This is a genomic window from Umezawaea endophytica (assembly GCF_025061645.1).
Classification (GTDB): domain Bacteria; phylum Actinomycetota; class Actinomycetes; order Mycobacteriales; family Pseudonocardiaceae; genus Umezawaea; species Umezawaea endophytica.
In genome coordinates, this window is sequence record NZ_JANYMP010000003.1 from 268014 (window position 1) to 282988 (window position 14975).

16 protein-coding genes are annotated in these 14975 nt (G+C 71.9%); 5 read left to right on the forward strand and 11 right to left on the reverse strand.

The window, feature by feature from the left end; translation table 11 throughout:
• Position 1 precedes the first annotated feature (1 nt).
• A complete protein-coding gene (locus tag NZH93_RS08580; protein ID WP_259622423.1) occupies positions 2 to 130 on the reverse strand; it encodes a hypothetical protein in 129 nt (42 codons plus the stop codon).
• A gap of 83 nt (positions 131 to 213) precedes the next feature.
• Between NZH93_RS08580 and NZH93_RS08585 the strand changes: the two genes are divergently transcribed.
• Positions 214 to 501, forward strand: coding sequence for an alpha/beta fold hydrolase (locus tag NZH93_RS08585; RefSeq protein ID WP_259622424.1), 288 nt, complete (start codon positions 214 to 216; stop codon positions 499 to 501).
• Positions 502 to 517: 16 nt separating this feature from the next.
• Here the strand turns inward: NZH93_RS08585 and NZH93_RS08590 are convergent, their stop codons facing one another.
• The 5 genes from NZH93_RS08590 to NZH93_RS08610 form a co-directional block, all read right to left on the reverse strand.
• Complete coding sequence (locus NZH93_RS08590; RefSeq protein ID WP_259622425.1) at positions 518 to 1048, reverse strand: P-loop nucleotide/nucleoside kinase family protein; 531 nt, start codon at positions 1046 to 1048, stop codon at positions 518 to 520.
• A 65-nt stretch (positions 1049 to 1113) separates the two neighbouring features.
• Positions 1114 to 2349: an RNA polymerase sigma factor gene (locus NZH93_RS08595; protein ID WP_259622426.1), complete on the reverse strand. Its 1236-nt coding sequence runs from the start codon at positions 2347 to 2349 to the stop codon at positions 1114 to 1116.
• Positions 2346 to 2669: a YciI family protein gene (locus tag NZH93_RS08600; protein WP_259622427.1), complete on the reverse strand. Its 324-nt coding sequence runs from the start codon at positions 2667 to 2669 to the stop codon at positions 2346 to 2348. Before NZH93_RS08600 ends, NZH93_RS08595 begins: the two co-directional genes overlap by 4 nt.
• 61 nt (positions 2670 to 2730) lie before the next feature.
• Positions 2731 to 3942, reverse strand: a complete 1212-nt coding sequence (locus tag NZH93_RS08605; RefSeq protein WP_259622428.1) for an RNA polymerase sigma factor — start codon at positions 3940 to 3942, stop codon at positions 2731 to 2733.
• The gene (locus tag NZH93_RS08610; RefSeq protein ID WP_259622429.1) at positions 3939 to 4307 is read right to left on the reverse strand and encodes a YciI family protein; all 369 of its coding nucleotides are present in this window, start codon (positions 4305 to 4307) and stop codon (positions 3939 to 3941) included. The genes NZH93_RS08605 and NZH93_RS08610 overlap by 4 nt, the downstream gene beginning before the upstream one ends.
• Before the next feature lie 198 nt (positions 4308 to 4505).
• On the opposite strand from NZH93_RS08610, the gene NZH93_RS08615 reads away from it, so the two are divergent.
• From NZH93_RS08615 to NZH93_RS08630, 4 genes are all read left to right on the forward strand, one after another.
• Complete coding sequence (locus tag NZH93_RS08615) at positions 4506 to 6548, forward strand: HelD family protein (protein WP_259622430.1); 2043 nt, start codon at positions 4506 to 4508, stop codon at positions 6546 to 6548.
• A 67-nt stretch (positions 6549 to 6615) separates the two neighbouring features.
• Complete coding sequence (locus NZH93_RS08620; RefSeq protein WP_259622431.1) at positions 6616 to 6909, forward strand: SHOCT domain-containing protein; 294 nt, start codon at positions 6616 to 6618, stop codon at positions 6907 to 6909.
• A gap of 3 nt (positions 6910 to 6912) precedes the next feature.
• Positions 6913 to 7149: a type 1 glutamine amidotransferase family protein gene (locus NZH93_RS08625; protein ID WP_259622432.1), complete on the forward strand. Its 237-nt coding sequence runs from the start codon at positions 6913 to 6915 to the stop codon at positions 7147 to 7149.
• Between the two features lie 334 nt (positions 7150 to 7483).
• Positions 7484 to 8350, forward strand: coding sequence for a carbon-nitrogen hydrolase family protein (locus NZH93_RS08630; RefSeq protein WP_259622433.1), 867 nt, complete (start codon positions 7484 to 7486; stop codon positions 8348 to 8350).
• A 61-nt stretch (positions 8351 to 8411) separates the two neighbouring features.
• Here the strand turns inward: NZH93_RS08630 and NZH93_RS08635 are convergent, their stop codons facing one another.
• From NZH93_RS08635 to NZH93_RS08655, 5 genes are all read right to left on the reverse strand, one after another.
• Positions 8412 to 10634, reverse strand: a complete 2223-nt coding sequence (locus tag NZH93_RS08635) for a heavy metal translocating P-type ATPase (protein ID WP_259622434.1) — start codon at positions 10632 to 10634, stop codon at positions 8412 to 8414.
• Positions 10635 to 10659: 25 nt separating this feature from the next.
• Positions 10660 to 12543: a cytochrome c oxidase assembly protein gene (locus NZH93_RS08640; RefSeq protein ID WP_259622435.1), complete on the reverse strand. Its 1884-nt coding sequence runs from the start codon at positions 12541 to 12543 to the stop codon at positions 10660 to 10662.
• Positions 12544 to 12604: 61 nt separating this feature from the next.
• On the reverse strand, positions 12605 to 13456 hold the full coding sequence (locus NZH93_RS08645) for an SDR family NAD(P)-dependent oxidoreductase (protein ID WP_259622436.1): 852 nt from the start codon (positions 13454 to 13456) through the stop codon (positions 12605 to 12607).
• Between the two features lie 64 nt (positions 13457 to 13520).
• Positions 13521 to 14471: an alpha/beta hydrolase gene (locus NZH93_RS08650; protein ID WP_259622437.1), complete on the reverse strand. Its 951-nt coding sequence runs from the start codon at positions 14469 to 14471 to the stop codon at positions 13521 to 13523.
• On the reverse strand, positions 14468 to 14917 hold the full coding sequence (locus tag NZH93_RS08655; protein WP_259622438.1) for a MarR family winged helix-turn-helix transcriptional regulator: 450 nt from the start codon (positions 14915 to 14917) through the stop codon (positions 14468 to 14470). The genes NZH93_RS08650 and NZH93_RS08655 overlap by 4 nt, the downstream gene beginning before the upstream one ends.
• Positions 14918 to 14975: the final 58 nt, after the last annotated feature.

Genomic DNA, 14975 nt, shown 5'->3' on the forward strand with positions numbered 1-14975 from the left:
GTCATGGCCCGGTGAACAACCCGTCGAGCCGGTAGTCGATGACGGCTGTCGCCTGGTCGGTGTCGTAGGCGTTGACCAGCATCCCGGTCAGCAGGCCCGCGGTCATGGCCGCCAGCGCGTCGGCCTCCATCCCCACCGCGAGGTGGGCCGGAGCCCTGGTCCGGGCCCTGGCCCGCGACGATCCTCCGCCGAATCACGTCCGGCGATCCGGCCGTGCGCCACACCTTCCGCCCGCTGCTGTTCAGCGGCTTCAAGTACCGGGCGCGCCTTCCCCCGCAGCACCTGTTCACCGACGACGAACTGCGCGCGATCGAGGTGCCCACCCTGATCGTCCTAGCCGGACGCAGCAACATCCACCGCCCGCACGAGGTCGTCGCGCGCCTCGAACCGCTCAACCCAGACATCCGCACGGAGATCGTGCCCAGGACTACGCACATGCTGACCTTGCAGGAACCGGATCTCGTCACTGCCCGGATCCTCGACTTCACCGGGTCTTCCTGAACCGCCTGCCCTGGATTCAGGAGGCCCCTGGCGGTTCGAGGTCGAGCGACGGCCAGCGGTCGACGGCCCACGCCTGCCAGCCGGTCCATCCCGACGGCGGGTTCGGAATCGTTGGGCCGCCACGTAGTTCGGCGGCGTCGGGGGCCTGGAACTGGTCTCGCCACACGCCGATGTCGGCCTCGGCCATCGGGAACGTGGTGTGCGGCGCGGTGGCCTGGCGGTGGGCGATCCGGGCGCGCTGGACGTCCTCGGCGACGGGCAGGTAGACCACTCGGCAGGACGCCCCGACCGAGACGGCCAGCCAGCGCAACGCCGACCGCTCGTCACGACCCCAGAGCCCGAAGTCCAGCACGACGTCAGTGCCCACGCTCAGCGCCCGCAGGGCCAGCGCGATGAGCCGTCCTTCCACCAGGTCGCGCTTCCCGTCGGGCTGCGTGCCGTCGAACAGGGAGATCATCCACTCGTCCGGGGTCAGGCGCAGCGCGTCGTGCGCGGCGGCGAGTTCCCTGGCACGAGTGGTCTTCCCCGCGCCGGGGAGCCCGACCATCAGGAGGAGTTCGCAGGCGGTGTCGCGACACGCTCGGGAAGGCTGTGGCATGGGGTGGACCGGCGCTACCGCAGTTGGTCGCGGCGGCGGGTCAGGTAGGCGGTCTCGGCGGTGTTGCCCGCCAGCCCGATCGCCCTGTCGTACGCCGTGCGCGACTGCCCGCTCCGGCCCAGCCTGCGCAGCAGGTCGGCGCGGGTGGCGTGGAAGGCGTGGTAGTCGGCCAACCTGTCCTCGAGGCGGTCGACGGCCGCCAGCGCCACCTCCGGGCCGTCGAGTTCGGCGACCGCGATGGCCCGGTTGAGGGCGACGATCGGTGACGGGTCGAGGCGCACGAGCCGGTCGTAGAGGGCGAGGACCTGCGACCAGTCGGTGTCGCGGATGTCGCGCGCGGACGTGTGCACGGCGTTGATCGCGGCGAGGACCTGGTAGCGCCCCGGAGCCACCCCGGCGGCGGCAGCGGCGAGGCGTTCGCGCACCAGCCCGTGGCCTTCGGCGATCAGCGTCGCGTCCCAGGCCCCGCGGTCCTGCTCGTCGAGGGCGACGAGTTCACCGCTCGCCGAAACGCGGGCGGCGCGGCGGGCCTCGGTGAGGAGCATCTGCGCCAGCAGACCGGTCACCTCACCGTCGTCCGGCAGGAGGGCGCGGATCAGGCGGGTGAGCCGGATCGCCTCGGCGGTCAGGTCGTGGCGCACCGGATCGGTGTCGGGCCCGGTCGCCAGGTAGCCCTCGTTGAAGACCAGGAACAGCACGGCGAGCACGCCGGTGACGCGCGCGGGGAGGTCCTCGGCGGACGGGATCCGGTAGGGGATGCGGGCGGCCTTGATCTTGGCCTTCGCACGGGTGATCCGCTGGCCCATCGCGCTCTCGGCCACCAGGAAGGCGCGGGCGATCTCGGGCATGGTCAGCCCGCCGACCAGGCGCAGCGTCAACGCCAGGCGGGCCTCCACCGCCAGCGCCGGGTGGCAGCAGGTGAAGATCAGCCGGAGCCGGTCGTCGTCGATGGCGCCCAGGGGCTCGGGCGGGTCGTCGTCGTGCGCCACCAGGGCCTCCCGGTGCTTGTCGTCGCGCTTGTTCTCCCGCCGGATCCGGTCGATGGCCTTGCGGGTGGCGGTGATGGTCAGCCAGGCGCCGGGGTTGGGCGGCACGCCGTCGGCGGGCCACCGTTCGACGGCGGTCGCGAACGCCTCGGCTGCCCCCTCCTCCGCGAGGTCGAGGTCACCGAACCGCCTGGTCAGCGCGGCGACCACCCGTGCCCACTCCTCGTGGTGCACACGGGTGATCGCCTCCTCCACGTCACTCACTGGAACGGCCGCACCTCGATCTTCCGATCGCACGCCTTCGACGCCTCGGCGGCGAGTTCGAGCGCCACGTCCAGATCAGGCGCCTCCCACACCCAGACACCCGCGAGGTACTCCTTCGACTCCACGAACGGCCCATCGCTGAACACCGCCCGCTCCCCCCGGTTGTCGACGACCGTCGCCGCGTCGGTGTCCGCGAGCCCACCCGCGAAGACCCAGTAGCCGTCGGCGATCAGGCGTTCGTTGAACGCGCTGATGTGAGGCTGCCGGTCGGTGCTGCCGGGGTCGTCCTTGTCGTCGATCACCGAAACCAGGTATCGCATGCGCAGATCCTCTCCTGTGGTTACCAGGACCACGAACACCACCGCCCCGATCCGACACTTCTCACCCGTCCACACTGGAAAGCCGGCGCAGGCGGTGCCTGAGGTGCTGTTGCTCGGCGAGGTTGACGGTGGTGGCGATGGCTCGCCGGTAGGCGTTCGCCGCGTCGGCGGTGCGGCCCGCTCGCTCCAGCAGGTGGGCGCGGACGGCGTCGAGCCTGGGCAGGTGGGGGTGTTCGGCCTCCAGTTCGGCGAGGTGGGCGAGTGCGGTGTCGGGTCCGTCGACCATGGCCTGGGCGACGACGCGGTTGAGGGTGATCGTGGGGTTGGTGTGGCCGGTGACGAGTTCGAGCAGCCGGTAGAGCGCGAGGACCTCGACCCAGTCCGTCGTCGCGGTGTCGGGGGCCTCGGCGTGCAGGGCCGCGATGCAGGCCTGGAGCAGGTACGGGCAGGGGCGGGCGCCGGGCGTGGCTCGTTCGACCAGCGCGACGCCCTCGGTGATCAGGTCCCTGCTCCACAGCGCCCGGTCCTGCTCGTCCAACGGCCGGAGGCGTCCGTCCGGTCCGACTCGGGCCGGGTGGCGGGCCTCGGTGAGCAGCATCAGGGCCAGAAGACCGGCAACCTCGGTGGAGTCGGGCAGGCCGCGCAGGAGGAGCCGGGTCAGGTGCACCGCCTCGGCCGCGAGGTCCGCGTCGTGAGGTGGTGCGCCGGTGGTCGTGTGGTGGGCCTCGGTGAACATCACGTACAGCACGTCCAGCACGGCGGTGATCCGCTCGGCCGTGGGAGCGGGCGGCGGGCCGAGCTGGGACACGCGGCGCTTGGCCCGCGTGATCCGCTGGGCGATGGTGGCCTCGGGGACCTGGTAGACCGTGGCGATCTGGGCCGTGGTCAGTCCGGCGACCGCCCGCAGGGTCAGCGCGACCTGCCCGGAGCGCGGCAGGTCCGGGTGGCAGCACAGTTGCAGCACCAGCAGCGAGTCGTCGGTCTGGACGGCCTCCGGCGGGAACTCCGACGCGGTGCGGGTCTCGCGGTCCCGACGTCGGGCGTCGCTGCGGGCCTGGTCGGCGTACCGGCGGCGAGCGGTCACGGTCAGCCAGCCCAACGGGTCGTCGGGGAACCGCCCCGGCCACTGCTGGTGCGCTTGCAGGAGCGCCTCCTGGACGGCGTCCTCGCACCGGTCGAACCGGGCGCTGCCGTAGGCGCGCAGCAACCGGGCGAGGACCTGCCGCGTGAGTTCACGCCACAGGTCCTCGCCCACCGGGGTCCCAGCGGTCACTCGTTCCCCAGGTCGGCGAACATCACCGGCCGCAGTTCGAGGGCGAGGCCGGGGATCGTCGCGTCGGGGATCTGCTTCGCCAGCTCCACCGCTCGAGCCTCGTCCTCGACGTCGACGAGGTAGAAGCCGCCCATGAACTCCTTGCTCTCGACGAACGGCCCGTCGGTCACCTCGGGCTGCCCGCCGGTGCTGCGGATGACCTTCGACCGGCTGGGGTCGGCCAGGGCCTGCGTCGCGATGAACTCACCGCGTTCCTTCGTGACGGCCATGAACGCGGCGTGCCCCTCGTGGATCCGCGTCTGCTGCTCGTCGGTGAGCCGCTCCAGCACCGCCGGGTCGACCTGCATCAGGATCAGGTACTTCACTGTTTCCTCCTGGTGGGTGAACCGCCCTGGTGGCGGTTCACCAGGTGGTCGTCACCGGTCCGGCGGATACGACACCTCCGTGCCGACAATTTTCCCCCATTCGGACGCGGCGTCCGAGGAGCGGGGAAGAACAAGACTGTTCTTCCCCGAAATCGCGGTGCACGCTCGACGGCACTGATCGCTGACCTGGGGGAACGCGTGGCCGGTAGGGAGATCGACGTCGAGCAGGAGTACGTGGCGGCGCTGTACGTCCGTCTGGACGCGCTGCGCGAGGAGGCGGCCGAGCGGCTGGCCGGTGGGGATCGGGAGACCGCGGCGGTGTGGCGGGCGGAGGTGGCCCGACTGGACGCGGTGGAGCAGGGGTTGTGCTTCGGGCGGCTGGACACGCACGACGGCCGCCGCGTGCACGTCGGCAGGCTCAGCCTGTTCCCGGACCAGGGCGGTGACCCGCTGCTGGTGGACTGGCGCGCGCCTGCGGCCCGTGCGTTCTACACCGCGACGGCGGCGGCTCCGGACGGGGTGCGGCGACGGCGGCGCATCACCACGCGGGGCCGGACCGTCGTCGCGCTGAACGACGAGTTGCTGGACCTGGACGGCGCGGGCGACGACGGCCTGGTCGGCGAGGCGGCGTTGCTGGCGGCGGTGACCGCGGAGCGGACCGGGCGGATGCACGACATCGTGACCACCCTCCAGGCCGAACAGGACCGGATCGTCCGGCACGGATCGGGTGGGGTGCTGGTGGTGCAGGGCGGGCCAGGCACGGGGAAGACGGCCGTCGCGCTGCACCGGGTCGCGTACCTGCTCTACACCCGTCCGCACCTGCGCACCCGCGGTGTCCTGGTGGTGGGCCCCAGCCGGATCTTCCTCGACTACATCGGCCAGGTGCTGCCGGGGCTCGGCGAGAACAGCGTGGTGACCACCACCATCGCCGACCTGCGACCGGGCGTCGAGGTCAGCCGGGTGGACCCGCCGGAGGTCGTCGCGGCCAAGGGCGGCGCGGTGATGGCCGAACGGCTGGCGGCGGCGGTGCGGTCGCGGGTCCAGGCACCGGACCACCCGGTCGACGTCGAGTTCGAGCAGCAGGTGCTGCGGCTCGACCCGAGCGACCTCGCCCGTGCCGCGCGGAAGGCCAGGCGGACCGGACTTCCGCACAACCAGGCCAGGTTGGTCTTCCAGCGCGAGGTCGTGGACGTGCTCGCCCAGCGCCTGGCGGAGGGGATGGAGGCGGTCGTGCTCACCGACACCGGCGAGGCGATCGACGGCGGCGACCCGGACGGCAGGCTCGGCGCGGCCGATCTGCGCGCGCTGGCCGCCGCGGGTTTCGTGGTCGACCAGGACGACCCCGGCGGCCCGAGGACCCTGCTGGACGAGAACGACCGGGCAGGCCTGCGGGACTCGCTGCTCGCCGACGCGGGCGTCCAGGCCGCGCTCGACGAGCTGTGGCCCGCGCTGACCCCGGAGCGCGTGGTGTCGGACCTCCTCGGCGAGCGGGCTGACGGCTGGAGCGCCGCGGACGTCCCGCTGCTGGACGAAGCGGCAGGCCTGATCGGTTCCGTCGACGGCCACGCGACGTTCGGGCACGTGGTCGTCGACGAGGCGCAGGAGCTGTCCGAGATGGCCTGGCGGATGCTGATGCGCCGGTGCCCCAGCAGGTCGATGACCGTCGTCGGCGATCTCGCCCAGACCGGCAGCCCAGCGGGCGCCTCGTCGTGGGACCGCGTGCTGCGACCGCACGTGCGGGACCGGTGGCGGCTCGCCCCGCTCGGCGTCAACTACCGCACCCCGGCGGAGATCATGGCCGCCACCGCGGACCTGCTCGCCGCACACCACCCCGGAACACCTCCACCCCGGTCGGTCCGCTCCACCGGTGAACAACCGTGGCGCGTCGGCACCACCCACGCCGACCTGATCACCACCGTCGCCACCCTCGCCGCAGCGCACACCGACGGCCAACTCGCGATCATCGCCCCGACCGCCCACATCGAGCCCCTGGCCACCGCGCTGTCCACCACCCCGGCGGACCTGACCGGCCCGGTCGTGCTGCTCACTCCCGACCAGGCCAAGGGTTTGGAGTTCGACTCGGTCCTGATCGCCGACCCGGCGGCGATCCTCGACGCCGCGCCCAACGACCTGTACGTCGCCATGACCAGGGCGACTCAACGGTTGGGCGTCGTGTACCCCGGCGAGCCACCGGCCGTGCTGGCCGGACTCCGGGAACTCCACCCGGACCTGATCGGCTGATCGGCCTCCTGCCACGTCGCCGTCCGGTTAAGATCCACGTTCCGGCTGAGGGGGGATAGCCATGAGCATGGCCGATGAACTGGGGAAACTCGATCGCCTGCGTCAGTCGGGAGCCTTGTCCGACGCGGAGTTCGCCGCGGCGAAGCGATCCCTCCTGGAGCCGAAGGCACCGGCCAGGGAGGACTCGATCGGGCGTGCCGCCAACCGCTACGTCAGCTTCCAGGTGGTGGCGGGCGTCATCGGGCTGATCGTGTTCCTGATCTTCCTGCTCGCCGTGTTCCTGCCGATGGCGGACAAGGCGAACGACATGGTTCCCCCGTCGCTGACGGGTTTCAACCAGGGGCCGATCAATTTCCCGTAGGCGGTGGCGGACTTCGTCGAGTGGACGCCACCCGACGGCGGCGACAGCACGCTCGGGGTCGTCGACTTCTCGATCTTCCCGCACCTGGGCCACCTGCCGGACAACACCGTGGCCGCCGCCGAGAGGTGGGCGGCCGAGATCGCGGGTCCGGCGTACGCGATCGACGACCAGACGGCCATCAAGGTGACCGACGGCGGCGTCGAGGTCGTCTCCGAGGGGCACTGGAAGCTGTTTCCCTGATGGCCGTGGGCAACAGCACCCGCGTGACAGGACGTTGACCCGATCACGTGGTGCCGCTACCGTCGAGTCCGGCGTGGCTCACGCCCGACCTCCATCGACTGTCCCCAGCGCAGTCCTGGTGTGGAGGCGAAGGGACTTCTCGTCTCGGGTCGCTGTCGTGGTCCCGTCCGTCTCGGACGTACAGGTCGCTGGGGGATCGTCGTCCGAGATCCGGAAGGACCTGATGACGGCGAACAGGAATTTCAAGCGCCGGGTTCGAGCCCGCGCGGCCAAGACCGGCCAGTCCTACACGACTGCCCTCAGGCACTTCCGGTCGACTCCGACAGGAGACCCCATGCCGGAAACCAAGCACGTGCGACTGGCCGTGGCGCAGACCGTTCTGCGCGAGGGCCCTCGCGACGACACCGAACTCCGTGACAGCGGAAGCGATGTACGGCGGCTGATGCGCGAGGCGCGCGAAGCCGGTGCGACCCTGGTGCACTTCCCCGAGAGCGCGACCTGCCTTCCCGACAAGTACCGCCTCTGCGGGGGCGAGCCCGCCGAGTCCGGCCCGGCGAACTGGGAGTTGTTCTCCTGGGACGCGCTGGATCGGGAGCTGGCGGACATCGCGGCGCTGGCCGGGGAACTGGGGCTGTGGACCGTGCTCGGCTCCACTCATCGCCTGACACCGCCCAACCGCCCGCACAACAGCCTGTACGTGATCTCCGACCGGGGGCGGCTGGTCACGCGGTACGACGAGCGGTTGCTGTCCAACACGAAGATCAATCACCTGTACACGCCCGAAACGGGCACCAGGACGTTCACCGTCGGCGGTCTGCGATTCGGGCTGCTGCTCGGGATGGAGGTCCACTTCCCGGAACTCTTCCTCGAACAGGAACGGCTCGACGTCGACTGCGTCCTGTTCTCCACGCACGACGACGACGAACCCTCCGCCGCCGAAGCGCGCGGGCACGCGGCCACCAACAGCTTCTGGGTCAGCTACGCGGCACCCGCACGGGGAGCGACATCCGGCGTGATCTCCCCTACGGGGCACTGGGAAGCCCGCTGCTCCGGGAGCGGGAAGCCGGAGCTGGCGATCGTCGATCTCGACGGCGGTCAGGAGAACCTCGCACGGCGCTGGCGGCGCACAGCACGCTCGGGGATCTATGAACCGCACACCGTTCGGAACGACAGCAGGAGCGACAACCTCCACGCGTTCTAGGGGGTCTTGATCAACACCCACCAGTGGCGGGGTCGCCGTCGAGGCGATCCCGCCAAGCGGGTCAGCGGTCGGGGTCGAAGCTCCTCAACAGCAGGCTGTTGGTCACCACGAGCACCGACGACAGCGACATGGCCGCGCCCGCGACCAGGGGGTTGAGGAGGCCGAACGCGGCCAGTGGGATGGCGGCCACGTTGTAGCCGAACGCCCACGCGAGGTTGCCCCTGATCACGCCGAGGGTTCGGTTGGCCAGTGCGATGGCGTCCGGGACGGTGTTGAGGTCGTCGCGCACCAGGACGACGTCGGCGGCCTGCACGGCGATGTCGCTGCCGCGTGCCATCGCCATGCCCAGGTCGGCTGCCGCGAGCGCGGGGCCGTCGTTGACGCCGTCGCCGACCACCGCGACCCGGTGTCCCTTCTCCCGCAACACGTCGACCGCGGCGGCCTTGTCGGCGGGGCGGACGTCGGCCATGACGTCGGTGATGCCGATCTCGTCGGCGACCGCGCGGGCGACCACCGCGTTGTCGCCGGTGAGCAGCACGGTGCGCAGACCGAGGCGGTGCAGGCGGGCCACGGCCTCGGCCGCGGACGGCTTGACGGTGTCGCGCACGGCGATCCCGCCGACGACCTCGCCGTCGCGCGCCACCAGCACGCGGGTGGACGCCATCTCCGCCACCAACCACCGGTGCACGGGCTCGGAAATCCGGACGCCTTCGGCGGTCATCGACCTCAGGTTGCCGACCACCACCAGGTGCCCGTCGACCTCACCCCGAGCCCCGGCACCGACGAGCGCCCGGAACGCCGAGACCGCGGGAAGATCCTCGTCCGCCGCCCGGACCACGGCCGCGGCGATCGGGTGTTCCGAAGCGGACTCGACGGCGCCCGCCCAGCGCAGCACGTCCGCTTCGGGAGCACCGCTGAACGAGGTGGTGTCCACAACGGACATCCGGCCGGTGGTGACCGTGCCGGTCTTGTCCAGCACGACGGTGTCCACCGCTCGGGTGGCCTCCAACGCGTCCGGTCCCTTGATCAGGATGCCGAACTGCGCGGCACGGGCCACGCCCACCATCAACGCCATCGGCGTGGCCAACCCCAGCGCGCACGGGCAGGCGATGATCAGCACCGACACGGCCGCGGCGAACGCCTCCCGCACCCCGAACCCGCCGAGCAGCCAGCCCGCCAGGGTCACCAACGCCAGGACCAGCACCACCGGCACGAACACCGCGCACACCCGGTCGACCGAGCGCTGCGCGGCCGACTTGCGCTGCGTGGCCTGTTCCACGAGCGCGCTCATCTGCGCGAGCTGCGTGTTGGCGCCGACCCCGGTGGTGCGCACGACCAGCCTGCCGGTCTGGTTGACCGTCCCACCGACCACGGGGACGCCCGGTTCGACCTCGACGGGAACGGACTCGCCGGTGATCGCGGAGACGTCCACGGCCGAGAACCCGTCGACGACCTCGCCGTCCGCCGCGACGCCCTCACCGGGTTTGACGACGAACAGGTCGCCGACGCGCAGTTCGGCGACGGGAACGACGTGCTCCGCACCGTCGCGCAGCACCCGCACGTCCTTGACCGCCAACCCGGCCAACGCGGACAGCAGGTCCACCGCACCTCGACGTGACCGGCTCTCGAAGTACCTGCCCGCCAACAGGAACGTGGTCACCCCCGCCGCGACTTCGAGGTACACCGCGTCCGCGCCGGAGGTCGTCGTGCCGAACCCGAGCCAGTAGCCGGGTTCGTCGACCCCGAAGAGCATCGACCACACCGCCCACCCGAACGAGGCGAGCACCCCCAACGACACCAGTGTGTCCATGCTGGACGAACCGTGGCGGAGGTTCCGCAGCGCGGCCCGGTGGAAGGGCAGCGCCGAGTAGCCGACCACCGGCAGCGCCAGCAGCACGCACAGCGCCTCCCACCCGGTGAAGCGCAGCGCGGGCACCAGTGCGAGGGTGATCGACAGGTTGCCCAACGGGATCGCCAGCAGCGCCGCGACGACGAGACGGCGCCGCAGGTCGTCGACCGCGGCCGTGTGCAACGCCCTGCTGTCGTCGGTGCGGAGCCGCACGTGCGCGTCGTACCCGGCGTGGCGGACCGCCTTCACCGCGTCCTCGGCGGCGAAGCCGGGCGGGAGGTGCACGACGGCGCGTTCGGTGGCGTAGTTGACCGAGGCGTGCACCCCGCTGAGCTTGTTGAGCTTGCGCTCGATCCTGGCGGCGCAGGCGGCGCACGTCATGCCGGACACGGCCAGTTCGACCGGCGCGGGCGCGTCGGTCGTCGATGCGGTCATCGTCGTCACTCCGAATCGGGTTGTCCTAGTGCCCACGCTTGACCAGGTCGGCGAGCATGGCGTTGTAGGCGTCGAGCCGGTCGTCCTCACCGCTGTCGAGGCGGCGGTCGGTGCGGGTCGCTTCACGGCGGTCGGCCGCGACCCACTGCCGCAGCAGGGCCACGACCACGACGAGCATGGGGATCTCGCCGGTGGCCCAGGCGATGCCGCCGCCCAACCGCTGGTCGGTGAGCAGGTCCGGCACCCAGGCCAGGCCCAGGTTCCGGTAGTAGGTCTCGGCGATCACGGTCTGGGCGCTCATCAGGATCACGCCGAAGAACGCGTGGAAGGGCATGACCGCGAACAGCATCCCCAGCCGGGCCAGGTGCGGCAGCGGGTGCGGTGGGCGGTCCACGCCGATCACCAGCCAGTAGAAGACGTAGCCCGACAGCAGGAAGTGCAGGTTCATCACCTGGTGCGCCCAGTGGAAGGGCATCGCCGCGCCGAACAGGCCGGAGAAGTAGAGCACGTAGAACGAGGCGACGAAGGTGGTCGCCGCGACGGCGGGGTGCCCCACGATCCGAGCCGCCCTGGAGCGCGTCAGCGCGAGCAGCCACGCGCGCGGCCCTGGCGGCAACGTCCTCAACGCCAGGGTCACCGGGCCGCCGAGCACCAGCAGCACCGGCGCGAGCATCGTCAACGACATGTGGGCGACCATGTGCAGGCTGAAGGTGCCCGGCGAGTGGCGGCCGAGGCCGGACGAGGTGGTCACCAGCACCACCAGGCAGCCCGACAGCCACGCCGCCACGCGCCCGACCTGCCAGGCGTCACCGCGACGGCGCAGCGCCCGCACCCCGACGAGGTACGCCCCGGCCAGCAGGACAGCGCCCAGTCCGAGCACCAGGTCGGGCCGCCACTCCAGCAGCAGCGCGGACACCGTGGGTGGTGACGGCAAGTCGTAGCCCAGCACCGTTTCCTGGACCGACGGCCGGTCGGCGAGGAACGCGGGCGGCACCAGGTGGGTGAGCCCGACCGACGCCGCCATGGTGAGGCAGAGGACGACGAGTTCGACCGCGAACGTCCACCGGGTGTTCTTCCAGCGCCGCAGGAGGAGCACCGCGGCGCACGCGGCGACCTTGGCGGCGAGCAGCGCCGCGTAACCGCCGACCGAGCCGCCCGATAGGACCAGTCCGGAGATGAGTCCACTCAGGACCAGGACACCCAGGCACACCAGCGTGAGCCCGCGGTAGCGGCGCAGCACCACGTCCCGGTCACGAGATCCCGGTCTGCGCAGGAAAGCCCGCAGTGCGACCAGCGCGCCCACCCACACGCCCGCGGCCGGGATGTGCCACGCCATCGCGTTGGTGGCCACGTCGTGCCACGCGCCGACGGAGACGTGACCGGCGATCACCGGCGGCAGCAGGCCGACGACGGCGATCACGAACCACAGGACGGTCGTGGTCCAGGTCAGCGTCGACCTCGCGCCCACGGCCACGACCAGTGCCGCCGCGCTCACCAGCAGCCACGCCTTGGGTTCCTCGGTGGCGTCGACCAACGCGGGCAGGTTCGCCCACACCACCGCCATCGGCTGCCCGGACGCGTCTCCCGCCGACAGCGGCACCGCCGCGAGTGCCGCGAACACCCACGCGGTGGCCGCCACGGCCGCGGTGCGCACCGCGGCGAACGCGTCGGCCGTCAACCGCCCGCCCTGCCGCGCGGGCACGACGAACACCGCGAACGCCAGCGCTCCCACCGCGACCACCCCGGCGGCGTCGGCGGAGAACCGGACCACGGCGAACAGCAGCGAGGCGAGTCGTCCGGGATCGCTGTCCCCCAAGGCCTCGTGCACGTCGCCCGCCAGCACCACGAGCACCACGAGACCGAGCACCCCTGCGCCGCAACCGAACACCGCGGCCTTGTCAGCTCTCACGTCCGGATGTGTCGCGCCACCCGTCGACGAAGTTCCCGAGACCGTCGCGGGTGTAACCCGACTAACACGGGGCGAGTCGCCTGCTGAGGTTCCGGACGGCGTGGACGAGTTCCGGCGCGGTCACGCCGCGCGGCGGGCTGACCGGTCGGCCGTCGCGGCCGATGATCAGGCCGGTCCGCTCGGCGAGCGCGGGGTCGGTGGCCGCGACGATCGACGACCACGCCGCTTCGGACGGCGTGCCCCCGGTGGTGCGCTGGAACGCTCGGAGAACGAGGAACCAGAAGGGCCGCAGCCACGGCGCGACGACCTGGGAGGAACGCATGGTGCCCGCGGTCATGTCCGTGACCGCGCCTCCGGGATCGGCGGCGAAGACCGAGACACCGGTTCCTCGCAGCCGTTCCGCCAGGTCGAGCGTGTGGACGAGGTTGGCGAGTTTCGCGCGCCCGTAGACGTGGAGCCCGTAGTAGCCACCCGGTGGCTCGGCCGCGTCGAACCGCCGGGTCCCGATCCGGACGGAGCCGGAGGTGACGTTGACGACGCGGCTGGGCGCGCCGTCCCGCAGGCTCGGCAGGAGCAGTTCGGTGAGGAGGTACGGGGACAGGTGGTTGAGCGCGAAGGTCGCCTCGACCCCTTCCGGGCTGAGGCGGCGCTCGTCGAACATCGCGCCGACGTTGTTGACCAGCACGGCCACCCGCCCTTCGGCCGCCACCCGCTCGGCCAGCGCCCGCACGGACGTCAGGGAGAGCAGGTCCGCGGACAGGAACCGCGCCCTGGCACCGGTTCCATGGGCGTCGACGCGGTCCACGGCGAGTTTCCCGCGCTCCGCGTCCCGCCCGACGACCGTCACCTCGTACCCGGCCGCGGCGAGCCCCACGGCGGTCTCCAACCCGATACCGCCGGTCCCTGCCGTCACCACTGCTCGCTGATTCGTCATCGCCGCTTCTCCCGGGTGGTGCCCGTACCGGTGGGCTGGTGGATCACAGGGCCCGCAACGCCTGGACGCGGCCGGCGATGGCGCGACGGCTGACGGCCGCCGCGGGGGCGAAGGTGTCGAACGCGTGCGGCACCGCCGGGTACTGGACCAGTTCGACCGGGACACCGGCCCGGCCGAGCCGGTCCGCGTAGCTGACGTCCTCCTCGCGGAAGAGGTCGAGCTGTCCGGTCTCGACGTACGCGGGCGGCAGACCCGTCAGGTCCGTCGCACGGCCGGGAGTGGCGTAGCCGGGGGTGTCGGGACCGCCCGCGGCCTCGCCCAGCAGGCACGTCCAGCCGGTGAGGTTGTCGTCGACGGTCCAGGTCGCGACGCCGTCGAGGTCCGGCCGCGCGACGATCGTGCGGTCGTCGAGCATGGGCTGGATCAGGATCTGCGCGGCCAGGTCGGGTCCGCCGCGATCACGCGCGAGCAACGCGACCCCGGCGGCGAGTCCCCCACCGGCGCTGTCGCCCATGACCGCGACGCGGCGCGGGTCGACACCGAGGCCGGGAGCGTTGTCGGCCGCCCACCGCAGGGCCGCGTAGCAGTCCTCCACGGGGACCGGGTGCGGGTGCTCGGGTGCCAGTCGGTACCCGACCGACAGCAGCGCGACCCCGGAGAGCGCGGCGTAGGCGCGGCACCGCGAATCGTGGGTGTCGAGACCGCCGAGGAACATGCCGCCGCCGTGGAGGTGGACGGCCAGCGCGGGCGACCGGATCTCCGTGGGCCGGTACAGGCGCAGCGGGATCGACGCACCATCCTCGGCGGTGGCCGCGCACGACGTGACGACCACGCCGTCGGGAGCCGTCAGCAGGGCGTCCTGCGCGGTGATGGCCGCGTCGAACACCTCGCGCCTGCCGCGCCAGTCGCCGGGCACCAGCGGCGGGATGGCCTTCATCGCCTCGCGGACCGGGGCCAGGGCGGCGGCGACCTCCGCGTCCAACTCGACCGTCACTCGCCTGCTCCTCGTTCCGGCTCAAGGGGAAACCGGTCCAGGGCAGCGCGCAGGGACTGGGTGAGGTGGTCGTCGGGCCCGGCTCCGGTGATCGCGGCGTCGGTCTCGTCGATCACGGCTCGTCCGGCCAGCCGCAGGCGGTGGCCCTCGTCGGTCACCCGCAGCATCGCGGTGCGGCCGCGTCCCGGTTCGGTCGTGCGCTCGACGGCTCCGAGTTGTTCGAGGCGCCGCAGCGTGTCCTGCATGCTCTGCGGTGTGACCCCGGCGCGGCGCGCGAGTTCGCTGTAGGAGATGCCGGGCCTGCGGTGCAGGTGTCCCAGTGCCGAGAGGTGGCGCAGGGCGATGCCGTGTTCGCGCAAGCGGTCCTCGACGCGCTCCCTGACTCGCCTACCGAGCGCCATCGCCAGGAACGCCGCGCTGAGCGGCGGTCCGGATTCCGATTCCATGAGTTACAGTCTGCCTGAAAGGCAGTTTCAGTCAAGCTGCAACTCAACGAAGTGGAGT